This window comes from Aurantimonas sp., from assembly GCF_964217435.1.
Taxonomy (GTDB): domain Bacteria; phylum Pseudomonadota; class Alphaproteobacteria; order Rhizobiales; family Rhizobiaceae; genus Aurantimonas; species Aurantimonas coralicida.
The window spans coordinates 39,100-59,795 of sequence record NZ_CAXPJM010000013.1 but is presented as its reverse complement, the minus strand read 5'-3'; the positions used below and the strand labels follow the sequence as shown (position 1 = coordinate 59,795).

16 protein-coding genes are annotated in these 20,696 nt (G+C 68.4%); 15 read left to right on the top strand and 1 reads right to left on the bottom strand.

Going from position 1 to position 20,696, the window contains the following annotated elements; genetic code table 11:
• Window position 1 precedes the first annotated feature (1 nt).
• From ACEQX1_RS07045 to ACEQX1_RS07030, 4 genes are all read left to right on the top strand, one after another.
• Entirely contained in the window at window positions 2-1,309 is a 1,308-nt protein-coding gene (locus ACEQX1_RS07045; protein WP_370196650.1) for a glycosyltransferase family 2 protein, read from the top strand.
• On the top strand, window positions 1,306-2,781 hold the full coding sequence (locus tag ACEQX1_RS07040) for a hypothetical protein (RefSeq protein ID WP_370193899.1): 1,476 nt from the start codon (window positions 1,306-1,308) through the stop codon (window positions 2,779-2,781). Before ACEQX1_RS07045 ends, ACEQX1_RS07040 begins: the two co-directional genes overlap by 4 nt.
• An 83-nt stretch (window positions 2,782-2,864) precedes the next feature.
• On the top strand, window positions 2,865-3,809 hold the full coding sequence (locus tag ACEQX1_RS07035) for a PleD family two-component system response regulator (protein WP_370193897.1): 945 nt from the start codon (window positions 2,865-2,867) through the stop codon (window positions 3,807-3,809).
• Entirely contained in the window at window positions 3,806-4,609 is an 804-nt protein-coding gene (locus tag ACEQX1_RS07030) for a hypothetical protein (RefSeq protein WP_370193896.1), read from the top strand. The genes ACEQX1_RS07035 and ACEQX1_RS07030 overlap by 4 nt, the downstream gene beginning before the upstream one ends.
• A gap of 13 nt (window positions 4,610-4,622) precedes the next feature.
• Here the strand turns inward: ACEQX1_RS07030 and ACEQX1_RS07025 are convergent, their stop codons facing one another.
• Window positions 4,623-5,549: a hypothetical protein gene (locus tag ACEQX1_RS07025; RefSeq protein WP_370193894.1), complete on the bottom strand. Its 927-nt coding sequence runs from the start codon at window positions 5,547-5,549 to the stop codon at window positions 4,623-4,625.
• A 467-nt stretch (window positions 5,550-6,016) separates the two neighbouring features.
• Between ACEQX1_RS07025 and ACEQX1_RS07020 the strand changes: the two genes are divergently transcribed.
• The 11 genes from ACEQX1_RS07020 to ACEQX1_RS06970 all read left to right on the top strand — a co-directional run bounded on the left by ACEQX1_RS07020 (window position 6,017) and on the right by ACEQX1_RS06970 (window position 20,695).
• Window positions 6,017-6,529, top strand: a complete 513-nt coding sequence (locus tag ACEQX1_RS07020) for a hypothetical protein (RefSeq protein WP_370193893.1) — start codon at window positions 6,017-6,019, stop codon at window positions 6,527-6,529.
• A 145-nt stretch (window positions 6,530-6,674) separates the two neighbouring features.
• On the top strand, window positions 6,675-7,943 hold the full coding sequence (locus ACEQX1_RS07015; RefSeq protein ID WP_188075370.1) for an ABC transporter substrate-binding protein: 1,269 nt from the start codon (window positions 6,675-6,677) through the stop codon (window positions 7,941-7,943).
• Window positions 7,944-8,016: 73 nt separating this feature from the next.
• Window positions 8,017-9,048 (top strand): iron-containing alcohol dehydrogenase, encoded by a 1,032-nt coding sequence (locus tag ACEQX1_RS07010; RefSeq protein ID WP_370196649.1) that lies wholly within the window; start codon window positions 8,017-8,019, stop codon window positions 9,046-9,048.
• Window positions 9,045-10,475 carry an aldehyde dehydrogenase family protein gene (locus tag ACEQX1_RS07005; RefSeq protein ID WP_370193890.1) on the top strand — a complete coding sequence of 477 codons (1,431 nt, stop codon included), beginning with the start codon at window positions 9,045-9,047 and terminating at the stop codon, window positions 10,473-10,475. Before ACEQX1_RS07010 ends, ACEQX1_RS07005 begins: the two co-directional genes overlap by 4 nt.
• Before the next feature lie 159 nt (window positions 10,476-10,634).
• Window positions 10,635-11,522, top strand: a complete 888-nt coding sequence (locus ACEQX1_RS07000; RefSeq protein ID WP_024350895.1) for an AraC family transcriptional regulator — start codon at window positions 10,635-10,637, stop codon at window positions 11,520-11,522.
• Between the two features lie 100 nt (window positions 11,523-11,622).
• The gene (locus tag ACEQX1_RS06995; RefSeq protein WP_024350894.1) at window positions 11,623-12,633 is read left to right on the top strand and encodes a branched-chain amino acid ABC transporter permease; all 1,011 of its coding nucleotides are present in this window, start codon (window positions 11,623-11,625) and stop codon (window positions 12,631-12,633) included.
• Window positions 12,634-13,689: a branched-chain amino acid ABC transporter permease gene (locus ACEQX1_RS06990; protein ID WP_188075367.1), complete on the top strand. Its 1,056-nt coding sequence runs from the start codon at window positions 12,634-12,636 to the stop codon at window positions 13,687-13,689. It abuts the gene before it with no gap.
• Window positions 13,686-14,465 carry an ABC transporter ATP-binding protein gene (locus tag ACEQX1_RS06985; RefSeq protein ID WP_370196648.1) on the top strand — a complete coding sequence of 260 codons (780 nt, stop codon included), beginning with the start codon at window positions 13,686-13,688 and terminating at the stop codon, window positions 14,463-14,465. Before ACEQX1_RS06990 ends, ACEQX1_RS06985 begins: the two co-directional genes overlap by 4 nt.
• On the top strand, window positions 14,458-16,623 hold the full coding sequence (locus tag ACEQX1_RS06980; RefSeq protein ID WP_370193888.1) for an ABC transporter permease: 2,166 nt from the start codon (window positions 14,458-14,460) through the stop codon (window positions 16,621-16,623). Before ACEQX1_RS06985 ends, ACEQX1_RS06980 begins: the two co-directional genes overlap by 8 nt.
• Before the next feature lie 2 nt (window positions 16,624-16,625).
• Complete coding sequence (locus tag ACEQX1_RS06975) at window positions 16,626-17,474, top strand: phosphoenolpyruvate hydrolase family protein (RefSeq protein ID WP_370193886.1); 849 nt, start codon at window positions 16,626-16,628, stop codon at window positions 17,472-17,474.
• Window positions 17,474-20,695, top strand: a complete 3,222-nt coding sequence (locus ACEQX1_RS06970; RefSeq protein WP_370193885.1) for a flotillin domain-containing protein — start codon at window positions 17,474-17,476, stop codon at window positions 20,693-20,695. Before ACEQX1_RS06975 ends, ACEQX1_RS06970 begins: the two co-directional genes overlap by 1 nt.
• The last annotated feature ends 1 nt before the right edge of the window (window position 20,696 follow it).

Sequence of the window (20,696 nt, the reverse complement as noted above, 5' to 3'; positions counted from 1 at the left end):
CGTGACGCTGTTCTATCTTGGCAATTTCGCCTTCAAGGCCGGTCTCGTCTGGTATGGCGGCTTCGGCCAGTCCCGTCGCCGCCGCACCATCGAGGTCGACGCGCGGCTGCTGCGCGAGGCGGACCTGCCAGTCTACACGATCCTGGTGCCGATGTTCCGGGAGCCTGAAGTGCTGCCGATCCTCGCCCATGCCCTGCGCAATCTCGACTATCCGCTGGCCAAGCTCGACATCAAGATCGTCCTGGAGGAGACCGACGACGAGACGATCGATGCGGCCAAGGCCCTCGGGCTGGAGGGCATCTTCGAGATCGTCCGGGTGCCCGCCTCGATGCCGCAGACCAAGCCGAAGGCCTGCAATTACGCGCTGAAATTCGCGCGCGGCGATCTCCTCGTGATCTTCGACGCCGAGGACAAGCCGGAGCCCGACCAGCTGCGCAAGGTCGTCGCCGCCTTCCGGCGGAGCGAGCCGAACACCGCCTGCATCCAGTGCCGCCTGAACTATTACAACGCGCAGGAAAACTGGCTGACGCGCATGTTCACGCTGGACTACGCGCTGTGGTTCGACCTGATGCTGCCGGGCCTCGAACGTCTCGGTGTGCCGATCCCGCTCGGCGGCACCTCGAACCATTTCAAGATCGACGTTCTGCGCGAACTGCACGCCTGGGACCCGTTCAACGTCACCGAGGACGCCGATCTCGGCATCCGCATGACCCAGAAGGGCTACCGGGTCCGGGTGATCGATTCCACCACCTTCGAGGAAGCCAACTGCAACACCGGCAACTGGATCCGGCAGCGCTCGCGCTGGATCAAGGGCTACATGCAGACCTTCCTCGTCCACACCCGCCGGCCGCTGCATCTGATCCGCAGCATCGGCCCGCTCGGCGTCGCCGGCTTCGTCTTCTTCATCGGCGGCACCATGCTGTCGGGGCTGCTCAACCCGATCTTCTGGCTGATCTTCGCCGGCTGGCTCCTGACCGAGACCACCGGCTTCGACGCGCTGTTTCCGCAGACGATCCTGTATTTCGCCCTGCTCAACCTGCTGGCCGGCAATGGCCTGTTCATCTACCTGACGATGATCGCGCCCTTCCGCCGCGGCTGGCTCGAACTCGCGCCCTACGGCATTACCGTCGTCTGGTACTGGGTGCTGACCTCGATCGCCGCCTACAAGGGTCTGTGGCAGCTCATCGTCAATCCGTTCTACTGGGAAAAGACCCAGCACGGCATTTCCAAGTTCACCGCCAACGAGCTGGAACAGGCCAAGAGCGCCGACGGGGAGAAGCCCGAAGCGGCGACGGCGGTGGCGGCATGATCGCCGCCCTGCGCCTCCTTGCCATCTGGGCCGTCTTCTTCCTGGTCTGCCTCGCCGCGCTGCTGTGGACCGCCGCCCATGGCTATGTCTCGTCCGGCGTGCTGGCCTCCTCGGGACAGGCGATCCTCGCCGCCGAGGGGCGCGACAGCTTCGGCGCAGTCGCCACGGCCTATCCGCCGCTGCCCTATCTCCTGTCGCTGGGCACCGCGCTCGTCGGCGATGCGTCGCAATTGCCGGCGCTGACGGCCGCCGCGCTGGCCGGCGGCCTCTTCGCGGTCGTCGTCGCGTCGAGCCTCGGCAGCGCCGGCATCGGGCGGGTTACCACCGCGATCATCACCCTGCTTCTGGTCGCCAACCCGCTGTTCCTGCGGGCACTGGCGGACGGGCCGGGCCTGGTGCTGCTGGTCACCTCGGTGTTCATGTTCGCCGCCGGCTTCATCGGCCTGCGGGCGGACGGGACCGCCTCGAACGTGATGACGCTGGCCTTCGCGCTGGCGCTCATGGCCTTCTCGCATCCCTATGGCATCGCCCTCGCACTGGCCGCACTGCCGCTCCTGGCGCTGGCTTCCGCACCGCATCTCATCGAGCGCACGCCGGGCAGCCTCTATCTGTCGCTGCTCTTCCCGCTCGGCTTCGCCTTCCTCGCTTTCGCCTATGTCGGACAGGTCTTCGCCGACGCGCCCTGGGCGTTTCTCGGCACGCTGGCCGCGCCCTTCGACGCCTATGCGCTGCCGCAGACGCCGAGCCAGGCGGCCCTGCGCATGATCGGCGGTCTGGTGCTGTGCGCTCCGGTCCTGATTTTCGCCACCGTGCGGGCCGGCCGCAATCCGGCGCTGTTCGTGCCGATGATCGCGCTTTTGAGCCTGCCGATCCTCGGTTTCGCCCTGTCGGGCCTCCTGGGTGCCCGCTTCGATCCGACGGTGGCGCTGGCGCCGGTGCTCGGCCTTGCCGCCGCCTTCACCATCTTTGCCTCGGGCAACAGCCGGCGCATGATGCGCACCAGCCTGTTTCTCGCCGCCGGCCTCGTCGGCAGCGTCTTCTGGCTGGCCGACAATCCGACCGCCGACACCGCCGCGTGGCGCGATGCCGCACTCGGACGGTCCGAGGCCGCGCCGACCCCGCTCGGGCAACTCGCCGGCTTCCTCGCCTCCCGGTCGGAGATCCTTGTCGACACCAATGCCTATCCCGAGCTGGTGGCGCTGCGCGGCACCGGTGCCGGCCTTGTCGTGCCGGGCTCGACGCGCTTCGAACTCGATCTTCTGGCGGCAAGGCTGCAGACGCGTTTTGTCGCGGTCCGCGACCCGGCCGCCGACATCGTGGTGCGCGATCGCATCAACCAGGCGTTTCCGCGACTCTTCCGCAACGGTGCCCGCGATTATGGGCTCGTTTACCATTTCGAGGGATGGCGGGTGTATGAAAGACTGGTCCGCGATGCACGCCGGCCGGAACCGGAGCCGCAGCCTGCCGGATGAGACAGGGGCGGCCGCGGCGGCCCGCACCCCGCCCGCGCTGTAGCGGGTTTCGGGACGGGCCGGGCGCGTTGAAGGGGGAAGTGATGCGCATACTGGTGGTCGACGATTCCGAGGATGCCCGGGACATCATGGCCGTCACCCTGTCGTCCGGCGGCTACGAGGATCTGACCTTCGCCACCTCCGGGCAGGAGGGGCTGGATCGTCTGGCGCAGGGCGGCAGCGGGTCGGATGACGCCTTCGACCTCGTGCTGCTCGACGTCATGATGCCCGGCATGGACGGCATCGAAGTCTGTGCGCGCATCCGCGCCGATGCCCGGCACCAGGATCTGCCGATCCTGATGGTCAGCTCCCTCAGTGATTCCGACTCCCTCTCCCAAGCCTTCATCGCCGGCGCGAACGACTACGTCACAAAGCCGATCCATCGGCTCGAGCTGCTGGCGCGTGTGCGCAGCATCGCCCGCCTGCGCGGCGAGCGCGATCTGCGCCAGGCCCGCGAGGCCGAGCTTCTGGAAACCGGGCGCGGGCCGGAAGCCGGCAGGGCCGCCAGTGCCCTGACCTTTGTCGATCCGCTGACCGGTCTTCTCGGCTGGGAACCCTTCGAGGCGCTCGTCCAGCGGGCCCCCGCCGCCGACGTGCCCCGCTTCGGGGCGCTGGCCTGGCAGATCGACGATCTGGACCGGCTGCGCGTCCGCGACGGCGAACAGGCGGCCCGCGATCTGATCAAGAGCACCGCACGTGTCCTGCAGGCGCTGCCGGCTCGCATCGGCGACCATCTGGCGCATTACGACGACGGCATCTTCGTCGCCTTTGCAAGAAACTGCTCCGAGGCCGAACTGGCGGAGCTCGCCGCACGCGCGCGCTCCGGTGTCGCCGGCACCGGCACGACGCTCAGCGTCGGAACGGTCATTTCCGACGGACGCGAGCGGACCCCGCGCGACGTGGTCGCGGACGCGATCGCCGCGGCCGAGCGGGCCGCCGAGGATGGCGGCGACCGCGTCGTCACCCGCACCGCGCTGCTCGTCCCATGATCGGCGCGGTCGCCATGCGCGCGCTGCTCGCCGCTGCGGTTGTTGGAGCCGGTACGGCCGCGGCGCATGCCGGCGCCTGGACCCAGGCGAAGGGCCACGGTCAAATCATCGTCTCGGGCACCTATACGGATTCGCCCAAGGGCTTCGACGACGATGGCAACGCCGTCGATATTCCCGACTATCGCAAGTTCGAGCTGAACACGCTGATCGAATACGGCATCACCGACGCGGTGACGGCAATCCTGCAGCCGCAGATCCAGTCGGTCGATATCGGCCAGCCCACCGACGCCTCGCGCTTCGGGCTCGGCTATTCCGAGCTGGGCGGCCGCGTCCGGCTGTGGTCCGACGACGTCTCGGTGCTGTCGGGACAGGTCGTCGCCCGCATTCCGGGCACCTATGATGACGACGATCCGGCCTCCATCGGCAACACCGATCCCGAACTCGACATGCGGATGCTCTACGGCCGCTCCTTCGGCATCGGAAGCTGGTCGTCCTTCCTCGACGTCCAGCTCGGCTATCGCGCCCGCTTCGGCGACCCGCCGAGCGAGTTCAAGGCCGACGTGACCTTCGGCACCCGCCCCGCCGACGATCTCCTGCTTCTGGTTCAGTCGTTCAATTCGATTGGCGACGGCAGCGAGAAATCGTTCTTCGTCAGCGGCAGCGAACACAAGCTGCAGCTCAGCGGCGTCTGGGACGTCAATGAAAGCTGGTCGCTGCAGCTCGGCGGCGTCGCCACCATCGCCGGCGAGAACGCCCTGCGCGAACGCGGCCTTGTCGCCGCTGTCTGGCACCGGTTCTGAGCCGTCCGGCGGCTCAGCAGCCGCCGCGCCACTGGCAGAACAGCACGCCTTCGGCGAGTTTTCCCTGCACCGTGAAATCGGTGTCGGTCCGCCCGCCGGCGTCGGGATCGGTGAACCAACGCCAGACCCAGGCGCCTTCGACGACGGCCGGGTCGAACTGGCAGTGCCATTCGGCGATCACTTCCGCCTGCAGGACGTCGTCGGGCGCCGCGTCGCGTTCTTCGGCGCTCTCCCAGGGCTTGGCCGCGGCGCCAACGGCCGACCGCAATCCGTATTCCGCCACCCAGACCTTCCGCCCGCTCTTCCGTGACACGGCCGCGATGCGGTCCAGCTGGTCGGCCATCGCTGCCGCCCAGTCCTGACGTGCGTCGTCGGCGCCGAGCGGCGGATAGAGGCTGACGCCGATCCGGTCGAGCTGCGCCCAGAACGGCACCGTCTCGGCCTCGTCGGCATTGTGGGCGACATAGACGAGCGTGCCGGGGAAGATCGCCCTGATCTCCGCAATCAGCCCCGGCCATTCCGGCCGGCCAGTGGATTGCACCAGCTCGGTGCCGACGGCGAGGGACGTCGCGCCCGCATCCGCCGCCACCTGCGCGATGTCGATCAGCGCCGTGCGGTAATGGCCGAACCAGGTGGTCCACGCCGCGTCGTCGGGCATCGATATGGCACCGGCCCATGTCTCAGGCACCCACACATGCGGCTTGACGAAGGCGTCGAGGCCCGCCGCCTGCGCCGCCGCGATCGCCACGCGCAGCTCGTCGAGGCTCATGTCGGACCCGAGCCCGATCTGCGGATCGTCAGGCCCCGGCTGCCAGAGGAACGGCACGATCGCCACATTGTCGGCGCCGAGCTTCGCCAGCCGGGAAAGGCTCTCGCGGCTGGCCGGTGAGCCGAAAGGCGCATTCTCGGTGCGGATCAGATTGACGCCATTGGTCTGCAAGCGCGGCTCCCCGGAGCAGGCCGGCGCTGAAACAGCGGCCCCTGTCATCACCGCCACCGCGATCCCGGCCGCGAGCAGGCGGCAGCCCCATGCGCCGGCCGTAGCCAGCCAGCCTGTCGCGCGCCGCACCGGGCGCCTGCTCATGCCCTCCGCGCAGGGGCGTCCCGCATCTGTCGTCGCTCGCAAGCCCAAACCGGCACCACTCCCTCGATCGCAGCCCGCTGATCTGCGGCGACCGCGTGCCGATTATTATGCCTGCCGAACCCTCTGCCGGACCAGCGCCGATGCCGCCGCTCGCGCGATCGTGTGGCGCGATGCCGGAACGCGGAGGCGTGCCGACCTTCCCGCCCACTGGCCAGACGGACGCGATTTATCAGACGCCTGGGTACGGCATGCCGCGCGCCGGGCTTGAGCCCATGCCACCGGGCGAGGACGCTTGGCCGGTATTGGCACGGAGGGGCGAAAGCATGCAGGACGAGCGGTGGCGCGAGGACGAGCGCGACGTGGAACCCCGCCAGGCCACGCCGGCGGCCCTGTCGCTCTATCGCGCCTTCGAGCGCCCGGCCCAGATCGTCCTCGTGGTCTGCCAGATGCTCTTGGGGCTGGGCCTCGCCATCGCGCTGATCCTCAAGCTCTACATGCTGCTGTTCACCGACAGCGTCTGCGTCGCGGATGCCGCGAGCCTCGGCAACATGATCCGCTGTACGCCGGCGCTGGCGCTTCTGGGGCAGACGCTGATGCTGGTCGCCGCCTTCCGCGTCGCCGCCCTGTTGTTCTCGCGGCGTCTCGACGGGCTGTTCGAGGCGCTCGCGCTGGGCGTTGCGGGCGCCCTGATCCGCATCGTCTCGACCCTGCCGTCGGACGGCCCGGTCTGGCAGCAGACGCTGATGATCGCGGCCCTTGTCGCGGTCGGCGGCGCGCTGGTGCTCGGCCTGCGCCTCGGCGGCCTATCGCAGCGTGACCCGGCGGAACGACAGTAAGCGGCAAGGTGCAAAAAAAAGATCACAGGATACGCCAGCGCACTTCCGGTGATCGGTCTTTCGGCCGGCTCGGTCAGGCTTGGCATTCGGGCGGCCCGTCTCAGGAGCGGCGTGGTGCGGACCGAAGTCTATGGGAGGATAACAGATGAAAACTACATGGATGTGCGGTTTATCGACACTCGCCCTGCTTGCCGCGGGCGCAACGCAGGCTGTGGCGCAGGATAGTTCCGAGCCGGTCAAGATCGGCGTGCTGGTGACGCTGGAAGGGACCTATACCGTGCCGGGCCAGGACGGCGTGCGCGGCCTGGAAGCGGCGCTGAAGGCGGCCGACTACCAGGCCGGTGGCCGCAAGATCGAGGTCATCACCCAGTCCACCGACACCACGCCGGACAGCGCCACCCGTGGCGCCCGCAAGCTGGTCGACCAGGACGGCGTCGACATCGTCATCGGGCCCTTGTCCGGCTCCGAAGGCATCGCGATCCGCGACTATTCCAAGACACGGCCGGACGTCACCTTCATCAACGGCATCTCCGGCGCCATGGAGACCACCTACGTCACGCCGTCCGAGAACTTCTTCCGCTTCAACATCGACGGCGCGCAATGGTCGGCGGGTCTCGGCGAATACGTCTTCAACGAGAAGGACTACAAATACGTCGCCACCATCGGCGAGGACTATTCCTTCATCTACACCCAGGTCTTCGGCTTCGTGACCGAGTTCTGCCGGGCTGGCGGCGAGATCACCGACCGGTTCTGGGTGCCGCTGGGCACCAAGGATTTCGGCTCGATCATCGCGGCACTGCCCGACGACGTGGACGCCATCTATCTGGGCCTGGGCGGCGGCGACGCCGTCAACTTCCTCAACCAGTATCAGCAGGCCGGCGGCCAGGCGAACCTCATCGGCGGCTCGATCATGGTCGACGGATCGGTGCTGTCGTCGGAAGGCAGCGCCAAGCAGGCCCTGATCGGGGTCCCGTCCTCCGGCCCGCAGGCCGACACCTGGGACGATCCGCGCTGGCAGGAATGGGTGAAGCTCTATCAAGACAGCTTCCCCGAGAGCGATCGCTTCCCGACCCCGTCGCTGTTCGCGACCGGCTACTACAACGCCACCAGCGCGGCGCTTCAGTGCCTGAGCACGGTCGAGGGCGACCTCTCCGACGGGCAGACGAAGTTCCGCGACTGCCTGTCGAACCTCAAGCTCGAGGCGCCGAACGGCGACATCACCCTGGACGAGAACCGCCAGGCGATCGGTGCGAACTTCGTGACCGAAGTGGTGGAACTCGACGACGGCACGCTGGCCAACAAGATGGTCCGCAAGGTCGACGACGTGAACCAGACGCTGGGCATCGAGAAGGCCGCGTTCGATGCCATCGGCCTGCCGAGCCGCGACGTTCCGGCCTGTCAGAAGTCCTACTGACGCGAGAGCCAGCGGCCCGGGTGCGCACGCGCCCGGGCCGCCGTCTTCCCGACATATCGCATCGGCCGGGGCAATGACGCTCATCACCTATCCCACGCGCGTGCACTTTGCCGACGCCGTTCTCGCCGAGGCGCTGCATTCGGAGATCGAGAGCATGGCGCTCCTCGCACCGCTGCTGATCGTCCCCGACGCGCCCGGCGCCGCCGAGAGCCGCGAGGTCATCCTGTCCGGCCTGCCGGTCGCAACCGACATCCTGTCCTTCGATCTCGCCGAAACGGCCGATCTGTCGACCGCCGCCGTGGCGCTGTGCGAGCAGTTCGCCGGCCAGCGCGTCGACACCATCATCGCCTTCGGGGCAGCCCGGGCGATCGAGCTCGGCCGCAAGGCCCGCAAGATGCTGTCGCAATTCGGGCCGCGGCCCAAGCTCTATGCCGTGCCGGGCATCGACGGCCTGCCCGACCCCTGCCGGCGCAATGTCGAAAGCTGGCGCAGCGGCCTGCCCGACGTCCTGATCTGCGACCCGACCCTGATCCTGTCGGCCGGTCCCGAGGACAATTTGCGCTCGGCCCTGCGCAGCCTCGTGCGCAGTCTCGAATCCTATCTGGCCTCCACCTACAATCCGACCGCTGACGGCATGGCGCTCGACGCCTTCAGCCGCAGCGTCGCCAATCTGCCGCGGCTCGCGGCGGCCCCCGACGTCACGGTCAGCCGCGAGCTGATGGCCGCCGGCCTCAATGCCGCGCTGAGCCAGCAGAAGGGGCTGGGCCCGGCCCAGATGCTGGCGGTGGTGCTGGCCGCCCAGCATTCCGGCCTCGACGCGCTGGCCGCCGCGCGGCTGCTCCTGCCGGGAGCGCTGGCGGCGATGGAGGCGGAAGTCGAGCGCACCGATCTCCTGGGCCGGATGATCGGTGCCGGCGCGGATCGGCGCGAGGGCGCCGCGACGGAGCGGCTGTCGGCCTATCTCGGCGCGATCCCCAGCCTTGCGCCGCGCCTGTCGGATCTCGGGCTGACGCCGGACGATCTCGACGAGGCGGTGTCCGAGGCCGAGCGCGCCGACATCCTGCCGAAAGGCGCTGCCCGCACGGTGCTGGAGGAGGTCTGGTGAAGCCGTTGCTGATCGGCGGGGAATGGGCCACCACCTCCCACGCCTTGCCCAATGTGAACCCGTCCGACGTTTCCGACATCGTCGATGTCCATGCCCAAGCCGGCCGGTCCGAAGCCGAGGCCGCCATTGCCGCGGCGAGCGCCGCCGCACCCGCCTGGGGTCGCACCGATCCCCAGACCCGGTCCGACATCCTGCACCGGGCCGGCGAGGAGGTGCTGCGCCGGGCCGACGAGCTCGGCCGCCTGCTGGCCCGTGAAGAGGGCAAGGTCCTGCGCGATGCCATCGCCGAAGTGGCGCGGGCCGGTCGCATCCTACGCTATTTCGCCGGCGAGCCGCTGCGCACCGGCGGCCAGTTCCTGCCGTCGGTCCGTCCCGGCGTGAATATCGAGATCACCCGCGAGCCGGTGGGCGTCGTCGGCATCATCACGCCATGGAATTTCCCGATGGCGATCCCGGCCTGGAAGATCGCGCCGGCGCTCGCCTGGGGCAACACGGTGGTGTTCAAGCCTGCCGAGCTGGCGCCCGGCTGCGCCTGGGCGCTGGCCGATATCCTGCAACGCGCCGGATTGCCGGCCGGCGTCCTCAACCTTTTGACCGGTCCGGGCTCGGTCGTCGGGCAGGCGATGCTGGACGACGCCCGTGTCGATGCGATCAGCTTCACCGGCTCGCAGGCGACCGGTGCGCGGGTCATGGCCGCCAGCGCGCCGTTGCAGCGCAAGGTGCAGCTGGAAATGGGCGGCAAGAACCCGCTCGTCGTCCTCGACGACGCCGATCTCGACCGGGCCGTGGCGGCGGCGGTGGACGGCGCCTATTATTCCACGGGGCAGCGCTGCACCGCCTCGTCGCGGCTGATCGTGACCGAGCGCATCCACGATCGTTTCGTCAGCGCGGTCGCCGAGCGCCTTGCCGGGCTGCGCACTGGCCATGCGCTGGAGGAAGGCACCGACATCGGTCCGGTCGTCGACGAAGCGCAGCTTCATATCGACGAGGCGGCGATCGCCCGCGCCAAGGCCCAGGGCGGCAGCCTGCGGGTCGGGGGAGATCGGGTGACGCAGGCGACGGAGGGCTTCTTCCTGTCGCCGGCCCTGATCACCGAAACGACCCGCGACATGGCCATCAATCGCGAGGAGGTGTTCGGTCCCGTCGCCTCCGTCATCCGGGTGCGCGACTATGACGAGGCGCTGGCGACCGCCAACGAGACCGATTTCGGGCTGTGCGCCGGCATCTGTACCGAGAGCCTGAAATATGCCAGCGATTTCAAGCGCAACGCGCGCGCCGGAATGGTCATGGTCAATCTGCCGACGGCCGGCGTCGACTATCACGTGCCGTTCGGCGGAACGCGGGCCTCGAGCTTCGGGCCGCGCGAGCAGGGGGCCTCCGCAGCGGAATTCTACAGCACCGTGAAGACGGCCTACACCGCCTCTTAGGCACGTCTGAAGCACTCGCGACCGTCCTGCGCTGTATACCGCAAAGTCTGTTTCTTTGTTCTTCGAACTTGTCTGGCCGCACGGAACATGGCCCGATAATTGGCCGGTCGAAGCGGAGGGAGAAGCCGCGCGGCCGTCGTTGATCGGGAGGATCACGAAATGAGCCATGCTATCGCGGTGTGTCACGGCGCCTTCGGCCGTGCCGCGCTGTACGAGCTTGATCGCACCATCACCACCCATGCCCATCGCGAGGGGCATCTGGTGTTCTATGTCGGCGGCGATGCCGCCAGCCTGATGGTGCACAATGCGCGCAGCGACCTGACACCCGGTCATGCCGTCGCGGTCAGCCCGTGGGAGCCGCACTCCTTCCACGTGCCGGAAGGCCGGATCAACATCTGCCTCGTCCTCTACATCAAGCCGATGTGGTTCCTGGAAAACAGCGACATGGCGGAGTTCTCGCTGTCCTTCGGCCGGTCGCGGCTGACCCTCAACCAGAGGCAGCGCGAATTGCTGACCCGGATCACCGTCCTGTTGATGGGCAACGAGAACGCCATGGCGTTCGACGAATTGCTGTTCACCCTGACGCAGGAGTGCTTCAGTCTGTCCTGGGACCAGCGCCACGGCCGGCGCCCCTCGGCCCTGCGGCGGTTCTCCGACTTTCGCGTCCGCCGCTCGCTGCGGCTGATCCAGGAGAAGGTCGGCGAGGAGATGCCGATCGACGAGGTCGCCCGCTCCGTCGGCCTGTCGCGCCCGCATTTCTTCAAGCTGTTCAAGCAGTTCATGGGCGTGACGCCGAATGTCTACATCAACACGCTGCGCTCCGAAAACGCCATTTCGGACCTTCTGAGCACGCCCAAATCGGTGACCGACATCGCCTTCGATCTCGGCTTTTCCAGCCAGGCGAGCTTCACCCGCTTCTTCTCCTCCAATGTCGGCATCGCGCCGAGCGAATACCGCCGGGTGGCGCATGTGACGTCGGGCGCTTTTCCGATGATGGGGGACCGCACCAGACTATCGGGTATGCCGCCGAGCCCCCGGCCGAACTAGCATCTGTCCCTGAAGAGCCATTGGCTCGGGGGAGATGAGCCGTGATCTTTGTGACGCGACCTGAGGTTTGCCAGGCACGGACCGGCCGGAGGGCCGAGACGTGAGGGTCTTTGCGACCCGGCATCCGATCTGGACCGCGATCCTGGCGATCCTGGCGGTCGTCCTCCTGTGGGCGATCTTCGCCGTCTGGCCCGAGGGGCTGGAAGACGTCATCGGCCGCAAGAAGATCTTCCTCAACGCGCTGTTCAACGGCGTCACCCTCGGCGGGCTCTACTTCCTCGTCGCGTCGGGCTTCACCCTGATCTTCGGCCTGATGCGCAACGTCAATCTCGCCCATGGCTCGCTCTACCTGATCGGCGGCTATGTCGGCTTCTACACCGCCGACATCACCGGCTGGTGGCTGCTGGCCTTCCCGGTGGCCTTCATCATCGTCGGCCTGATCGGCGTTTTGATGCAGATCTTCGTCTTTCGCCGGATGGAGGGCGAGGATCTGCGCCAGACCCTCGTGACCATCGGCATTTCGATCGTGCTGGCCGACCTGATGCTGTGGAGCTTCGGCGGCGATTTCTACAACATCACCCCGCCGCAATGGCTCTCCGGGCCGCTCGATACCTTCTTCACCACTGGCTACGACCGGCGCGGCGAGCTGATCTTCCTGCGCTATCCCTCCGTGCGCATCGTCATCTTCCTCGCCGCCGTGGTCGTCGGCCTGGCCATGTGGCTGATGCTCAACCGGACCCGGATCGGCATGCTGGTGCGCGCCGGCGTCGACGATCGTGACATGCTGTCGGCGACCGGCGTGCGCATCCAGCTCGTCTTCGCCTGTGTCTTTGCCTTCGGGGCCGGCTTGGCCGGGGTCGCGGGGGTGGTGGGCGGTACCTTCCAGTCGGTCGCGCCGGGCGAGGACACGCGGTTCCTGCTCGCCTCCCTCGTCGTCGTCATCGTCGGCGGCATGGGCTCGATCCCCGGCGCCGCCCTCGGGGCCCTGCTGATCGGCATGGCCGAGCAGTTCGGCTCGGTCTATTTCCCGACCTACGCCGTGGTGCTGACCTTCCTGATCATGGTCGTGGTGCTGGCCTTCCGGCCCTACGGCCTCCTGGGGCGCGCCTAGATGGTGGCGATCGACAGGCCCTCCGTCACGGCGCGGCCCTCGGGCCTCGAGCGGGTGCCCGCGGCCTACTGGGTGGTCGGGCTGCTGCTTCTGGTGATGCCGGCCTTCGCCTCGGGCTTCTTCCTGTTCCAGATCATGGGCTGGGCCTTCGTCCTCGGCCTCATCGCCCTGAGCCTGATGTTCCTCGCCGGCTATGGCGGCATGGTCAGCCTGGCGCAGATGTCCTTTGCCGGACTGGCCGGCTACCTCGTCGCGATCTTCGGCGTGAGCGGCGTCAGCGCGGTCTCGCAGGGCTGGCCATGGTGGGTGGTGATCCCGCTGGCGCTGGCGATCACCATGCTGTTCTCCACCGCCGTCGGCTGGCTCGCCGTGCGGACCGAGGGCATCTACACGATCATGATCACCCTCGCCATCGCGGCGGCGTTCTTCTACTTCACCCGCCAGAACTACGATGTCTTCAACGGCTTCTCGGGTTTCAACTCGGTGCTGCCACCGCAGCTGTTCGGGGTGAACTGGCGCGAGTCGGTGCCGTTCTACTATCTGTCGCTGTTCTGGGCGGCGGTGGGCTATTTCGCCGTCCTCTACATCAGCCGCGCGCCCTTCGGCCTGGCGCTTCAGGGCGTGCGCGACAATCCGCGGCGGATGGCGGCGCTCGGCTACAACGTCACCGCGCACCGGGTCGCGGCCTATGCTTTTGCCGGGCTGATCGCCGGCGTCGGCGGCATCCTGCTGACCTGGCAGAGCCAGCAGATCTCGCCCGGCACGGTCGGCATCCAGCCGGCCATCGACATCCTCGTCATCGCCGTCGTCGGCGGGTTGCGCCATCCGATCGGAGCCTTCATCGGCGCGCTGATCTACGTGCTTCTGAAGACCTTCTCCACCGATGTCCTGATCTCGCTCGGCCTCTCCGGCGAACGCTTCCAGCTTCTGGTCGGCATCGGCTTCCTGGTCGTCGTGTTCTTCTCGCCCGACGGCTTTCTCGGCATGTGGGACAAGTTCCGCGAGAGCCGCAATCGCGATCCGCTGACCGGCACCGACCGGAGGCAGGCGCCATGAGCACCGCCACATCCTCGCGCGGCGCCAGCGCCGACTACGCCCTCGAACTGCGCGGCGTCTCGAAACGCTTCGGCGCCCTGGAAGCGCTGGGCGGCATCGACCTGAAGGTGCGCCCCGGCGAGCGCCACGCAGTGCTCGGCTCGAACGGCGCCGGCAAGACCACCCTGTTCAACTGCATCACCGGCGATTTTCCGCCGACCACCGGTGCGATCCGCTTCTTCGGCGAGGACGTGACCGAGTTTCCCGCCCAGGAGCGGATCCGGCGCGGCCTGCGGCGCACCTACCAGATCTCGCTGCTGTTCAGCGGGCTGAGCGTCCGCGACAATGTCTATCTGGCCTGCCGCGGCGTCTCGCGCGGCCGGTTCTCGTTTCGCCGGCCGGGCAATCACGACGCGCTGGTGGCGACCGCCGAGGATCTCGTGCGCACGGTCAATCTGGGCGACGTGATGGGCCAGACGGTGGCCGATCTCAGCTACGGCCAGCAGCGCCAGCTGGAGATCGCCATGGCGCTGTCGGGGGCGCCGCGCTTCATCCTGTTCGACGAGCCCGCCGCCGGCCTGTCGCCGACCGAGCGGCGCGAACTGATCGGCATCCTGACCGGCCTGCCGGGCCATGTCGGCTTCATCATCATCGAGCACGACATGGACGTGGCCCTCAGGGTCAGCGAGCGGGTCACGATGATGCACAACGGCCGCGTCTTCAAGGAAGGCAAGCCGGCCGAGATCGAGGACGATCCCGAGGTCCAGGCGCTGTATCTGGGAGGCGGGCATGGCTGAGGGCACGCCCATCCTCGAGGTCCGCGACCTCAACGTCTATTACGGCCACAGCCACGCGCTGCAGGGCGTGAACCTGCGCATCGGCGGCGGCATCCTGTCGGTCGTCGGCCGCAACGGCATGGGCAAGACGACCCTGTGCAAGGCGATCATGGGCCTGGTGCCGGTGCGCGCCGGGTCGATCGCGCTGGCCGGGCAGGCCATTGCCGGCCGCACCCCGGCCGAGATCGCCCGCATGGGGGTCGGCTACGTCCCGCAGGGGCGCCGCTTGTGGCGGTCGCTGACGGTCGACGAGCATCTGCAGCTCGTCGCGACCAAGGGCGGCGCCTGGACGCCCGAGCGCATCTATTCGGTGTTTCCGCGCCTGGCCGAGCGCCGCAGCAATGGCGGCGGGCAATTGTCCGGCGGCGAACAGCAGATGCTCGCCATCGGCCGGGCGCTGCTGCTCAACCCGCGCCTTCTCGTCATGGACGAGCCGACCGAGGGCCTTGCCCCGGTGATCGTCAACCAGGTCGCCGAAATGCTGGTGCGGCTCGGTGAGGAAGGCGACATCGACGTCCTGGTGATCGAACAGAATATCGGCGTCGCCTGTTCCGTCGCCGACCGCGTCGCGATCATGATCAACGGCAAGGTCGACCGGGTGATGGAGGCGAGCGTTCTCGCCGCCGACCGCGACCTGCAGCAGGCACTTCTCGGCGTCGGCCGCCATGCCCATGACGAGACGCCGGGGCCCGATGCGCCGCGCCGCGAGGCCGCGACGCCGGCCGAGAGCGGTCCGGTCCGCATCTACCTGTCCAATCCGAAGCTCCCGACCCGCTGGTCGGCGAATGTGCCGGTCCACGTCATCGAACGTGCGGCGCGCACCGTCACGACGCCGGCCGAGACTCCGGCCACGGCAGGCCGTCCGATGGCGCCCGCGGCGACGCGGGGCGGCACCGTCTATGTCTGCGGGACGCTCGACACCAAGGGCGCCGAGCTGCGCTACATGCGCGACATCATCAAGGCCGCCGGCCTGCGCGTCGCCATGGTCGACCTGTCCACCAGCGGCAAGCCGTCGGGCGCCGACACGCCGCCCAATGTCGTGGCGGGCCATCATCCGCGCGGCGCGGCCGGTGTCTTCACCGGCGACCGGGGCAGTGCGGTGGCCGGCATGACCCTCGCCTTCCAACGCTGGATGCGAGCCCAGACCGATGTCGCGGGGCTTCTGGCGGCCGGCGGATCTGGTGGCACGGCCCTGGTGGCGCCGGCCTTCCGCAGCCTTCCCGTCGGCGTGCCCAAGCTCGTCGTCTCGACCGTCGCATCCGGCAACACCGCGCAATATGTCGGCGCCTCCGACATCACCCTGATGCCGTCCGTCGCCGACGTGCAGGGGCTCAACACGATCACCCGGCAGGTCCTGGCCAATGCCGCCAACGCCGTCGCCGGCATGGTGAAGGCGCGGGCGAGCGCGGCCCCGGCGGCCGACCGCCCGACAGTGGGCCTGACCATGTTCGGGGTCACCACGACCTGCGTCCAGGCCGTCGTGAAGGAACTGGAGGCCGATTATGACTGCCTCGTCTTCCACGCCACCGGCACCGGCGGGCGGGCGATGGAAAAGCTCGTGGCGAGCGGCATGCTCGGCACGGTCCTCGACCTGACCACCACCGAGATCTGCGACATGGTCGCCGGCGGCGTCTTTGCGGCCGACGAGACCCGGTTCGACGCGATGATCGCCAGCGGGCAGCCCTATATCGGCGCCTGCGGCGCCCTCGACATGGTCAATTTCAACGCGCCCCAGACGGTGCCCGAGCGCTATCGCGACCGGCTGTTCTACGAGCACAATCCGCAGATCACCCTGATGCGGACGACACCGGCGGAAAACGCCGAGATGGGCCGCTTCATCGGCGAGAAGCTCAACCGCATGAACGGTCCGGTGCGGTTCTACCTGCCCGAGGGCGGCGTCTCGGCGCTCGACGCCCCCGGCCAGCCCTTCTGGGACCCGGCCGCCGACCGCGCCCTGTTCGCCGCGCTGGAAGAGACGGTGCGCCAGACCGCGTCCCGCAAGCTCGTTCGCGTCCCCCACAACATCAACGACCCGGCCTTCGCGGCGGAGATCCTGCGCAGCTTCCGCAGCCTGCATTCGCGCCCGCAAAGCCCGTCGAAACTGTCCCGGAGAGCCTGACCATGCACGACCGCCAGACCCTGATGACGAGATTTCGCGCCATGCGCGACGCGGGCGAGCCCATCGTCGGCGGCGGTGCCGGCACCGGGTTGTCGGCCAAATGCGAGGAGGCCGGCGGCATCGACCTCATCGTCATCTACAATTCCGGCCGGTTCCGCATGGCCGGGCGCGGCTCGCTGGCCGGCCTGATGCCCTATGGCGACGCCAACGCCATCGTCCTGGAGATGGGCAACGAGGTCCTGCCGGTGGTCAAGCGCACGCCGGTCCTGGCCGGGGTCTGCGCCACCGACCCGTTCCGGATGATGGACCGCTTCCTCGACGAGGTGAAGGCGGCGGGCTTTTCCGGCGTCCAGAACTTTCCGACCGTCGGCCTGATCGACGGCAGCTTCCGCGCCAATCTCGAAGAGACCGGCATGTCCTACGCGCTGGAGGTCGAGATGATCCGCCTCGCCAATGCGCGGGACATGCTGACCACCCCTTACGTCTTCTGCGAGGACGACGCCCGCGCCATGGCGGCGGCCGGCGCCGACATCATCGTCGTGCATCTGGGCCTGACCACCGGCGGCGCGATCGGCGCGGAAACCGGGGTGGCGCTGCAGGATGCGCCGTCGGTGACCGACCGGCTGGCAAAGGCCGCGCTGGAGGTCAATCCGGACGTGCTGGTCCTCGTCCATGGCGGCCCGGTCGCCCAGCCCGAGGACGCCGAATACGTCCTCGCCAACACCACCAATTGCCACGGCTTCTACGGCGCCTCCTCGATGGAGCGGCTGCCGACGGAAATCGCGCTCACCGAGCAGACGCGACGGTTCAAGATGATCGGCCGCAAGGCCGAAGCGGGGAGGGATCAGTAATGACCGGCGAACTCATCGGACAACTCATCCTGTGGCTGATCCTGGCCGTCATCGTCGTGTTCATCCTCTACTGGGTGATGAACTGGCTCTACCGGCGGTCCACCAAGGAAATCGCCTTCGTGCGGACCGGTTTCCTCGGCGAGAAGGTGGTCATCGACGGCGGCGCCTTCGTCTGGCCGATCGTCCACGACATCACCCCCGTCAACATGAACTCGATGGACCTCAACGTCACGCGCGAGCGTGAGCGGGCCCTGATCACCAAGGACCGGATGCGGATCGACGTGGAGGCGTCCTTCTATGTCCGCGTCGCCCAGACCAGGGAGGGCGTGACGCTGGCCGCCTCGACGCTGGGCCGGCGCACGCTGGAGCCCGAACGCATCCACCAGCTTCTGGAAGGCAAGTTCGTCTCGGCGCTGCGCACCGTCGCCGCCGAGATGACGATCGAGGAACTGCACGAGCATCGCGGCGACTATGTGCGCCGGGTCATCGCCACCGCGCAGGAGGGGCTCGACAAGAACGGGCTCGAACTGGAAAGCGTCGCGATCCTCGACATCGACCAGACCGAGATCGAGTTCTTCAATCCCTCGAACCGCTTCGACGCCGAGGGCCTGACGAGCGTCATCGAGGCGATCGAGAGCCGCCGCAAGATGCGCAACGACATCGAGCAGGAAACCTCCCTCCTGATCCGCGCCCGCAACCTGGAGGCCGAGAAGCAGTCGCTGGGGATCGAGCGCGACAGCGAGAACGCCCGGCTGGAGCAGGAGCGCGAGATCGAGTTCCGCCGCGCCCAGCAGCGGGCCGATCTGGCCCGCGAACGCTCCGAGCGCGAGAAGGAAGGGGAGGAGGCCACCCTCCTGAACCGCGAGGCCATCGAGAAGGCCCGCATCTCCAACGAGCGCAGCATCGCCGAGGCGCGCATCGCGTCGGAACAGACGATCCGCCAGCATGAGATCGAGCGGGCCCGCATCATCGACGAAGCGGAGATCACGACGCGCGAGGCTATCGAGAAGGCCCGCATCCAGCAGGAGCGCGTCCTGTCGGAAACCCGCATCACCTCGACGCGCGACACCGACGCCGCCGAGATCGCGGCGCGCGAAGCGATCGAGAAGGCTAGGATCGCCCAGGAGCGCGAGCTGACCCGCGCCCGCATCGAGAAGGACCAGGACACCCAGTCCAACGAGATCGCCCGCAAGCGGGCCGTGGACGAGGCAGAGATCAGCGCGAAGGAAAGCGTCGAGAAGGCCCGCATCGCCCAGGAGAACGAGGTCAGCGAGGCCCGCATCTCCCTGGAGCGCGCAACGCGCGAACGCGAGATCGCCCGCAATCTGGCCATCGAGGAGGCCGAGATCGCCGCCCGCGAGGCGGCCGAGAAGCTGCGCATCATCCAGGAACGCGCCGTCAGTGCTGCCCGCATCGCCTCCGACCGCGAGACCCGCTCGCTGGAGATCGAGCGCAAGAAGGCGCTGGAAGAGGCCGAGATCGCGTCGCAGCAGGCGACCGAGGCCGCGAAGATTGCCCGCGAGAAGACACTCGCCGCCGAGCGGATCGCCTCCGAACAGGAGACCCGCGCGCTGGAGATCGCCCGCCGCCGTCTGCTCGACGCCGCCGAGATCGAGGCTGCCGAGGCCACCGCCAAGGAGCGTATCGGACAGGAGGAACGGGTTCGCGGCCTGGAGATCGCCCGCAACCGCGCCATCGACGAGGCCGAGATCGCGTCGCGCGAGGCCGTGGAGAAGGCCCGGATCGCCACCGAGGCCCGCACCTCGGTGGAGCGGATCGAGAGCGAGGAGCGCACCAAGGAGCGCGATCTGGCCCGCGAACAGGCGGTGGCCTTTGCCGACACCGCCAAGCAGGAGGCCGTCGAGGCCAAGCGCATCGCCAAGGAGAAGAAGCTCGCGGCCGAGCGCATCGCCTACGAGCAGGACATGCGCGAGCGCGAAATCGCCCGCAACCGCGCCGTGGACGTCGCCAGCGTGACGGCGCAGGAGGCGATCGCCAATGCGCGGATCGCGGAGGAGAAGCGCACCCGCGCCGCCGCGATCGACCGCGACACGGAAATCCGCTCCCGCGAGATCGAGCATCAGGAGGCCATCGAGGCCGCCGAAATCAGTTCGCGCCGCCTGGTCGATGGCCAGCGGATCGAGAAGGAGGCGGAGACCACGGCCGAGAAGATCGCCCGCGACCGCCGCATCCGCGAGCTGGAGATCGAGCGCAACAAGGCGATGGATGCTGCGCAGATCGCTGCCGACGAGGCGATCGAGGCGGCCCGCGTCTCCAAGGCCAAGACGGTCGATGCCGAGAAGATCCTCGCCGAACAGGATCTCGATTCCCGCAAGCTCGAGCGCCGCAAGGTGCTGGAGCAACTCGAGATCGCCCGCATGCAGGCGCTGCGGGAGGCCGAGATCGCCAGCCAGGAGGAGGTCGAGCGCGCCAAGATCGCCTCGGAGCGGGGTCTCGACGACGCCCGCATCGGGCATCAGGCCGAGCGTCGCAAGCTGGAGATCGCCCGCGAACGGGCCGTCGAGGAAGCGACGATGGAAAAGACCATCGCCCTCTATCGCAAGTCGCTGGATGAAAGCGCCGCCGCGGTCGAGGCCGAGAACGCCCGCGCCCGTGCCGTCGAGGCCAGCGAGAAGGTCAAGACCACGGCCGAGAGCGAGGTCGCACGGCGCGCCAAGACGGTCGGCGTGACCGGCGCCGAGCTGGAAGCCGAGCGCAAGCGCATCGGCGCCGAGGCCGAGAAGATCCGTGCCGCGGTCGAGGCCGAGGCGCAGAAGCTGATCAACGAGGCCGAGAACGTCCTGACCGACGGCGCCCGCGCCAGCCTGTTCAAGCGCAAGATGCTGGAGCATGTGGAGGGTATCGTGGCGGCCAGCGTCAAGCCGCTGGAGAAGATCAACGACATCCGCATCATGCAGCTCGGCGGGTCGGGGACACAGGGCCTCGACTGGGCGAATGGCGGCGGCAGCGGCAATGGCGCCAGCGGTGGTGGCGGCGGCGGGCAGGGCCCGAGCCCGACGGACGAGGTGATGAACTCGGCCCTGCGCTACCGCGTCCAGGCGCCCTTCGTCGACAGCCTCCTCTCCGACATCGGCATCGACGGGGCGAACATCGCCAAGTCCGACATCTTCCGCAACGCCTCCGACATGACCCGCGCGGCGTCGGAAGCGGCGCGGGCCAAGGCGCCGAAGGTCGCCGCCGACAAGAAGGAGGGCCGCTGAC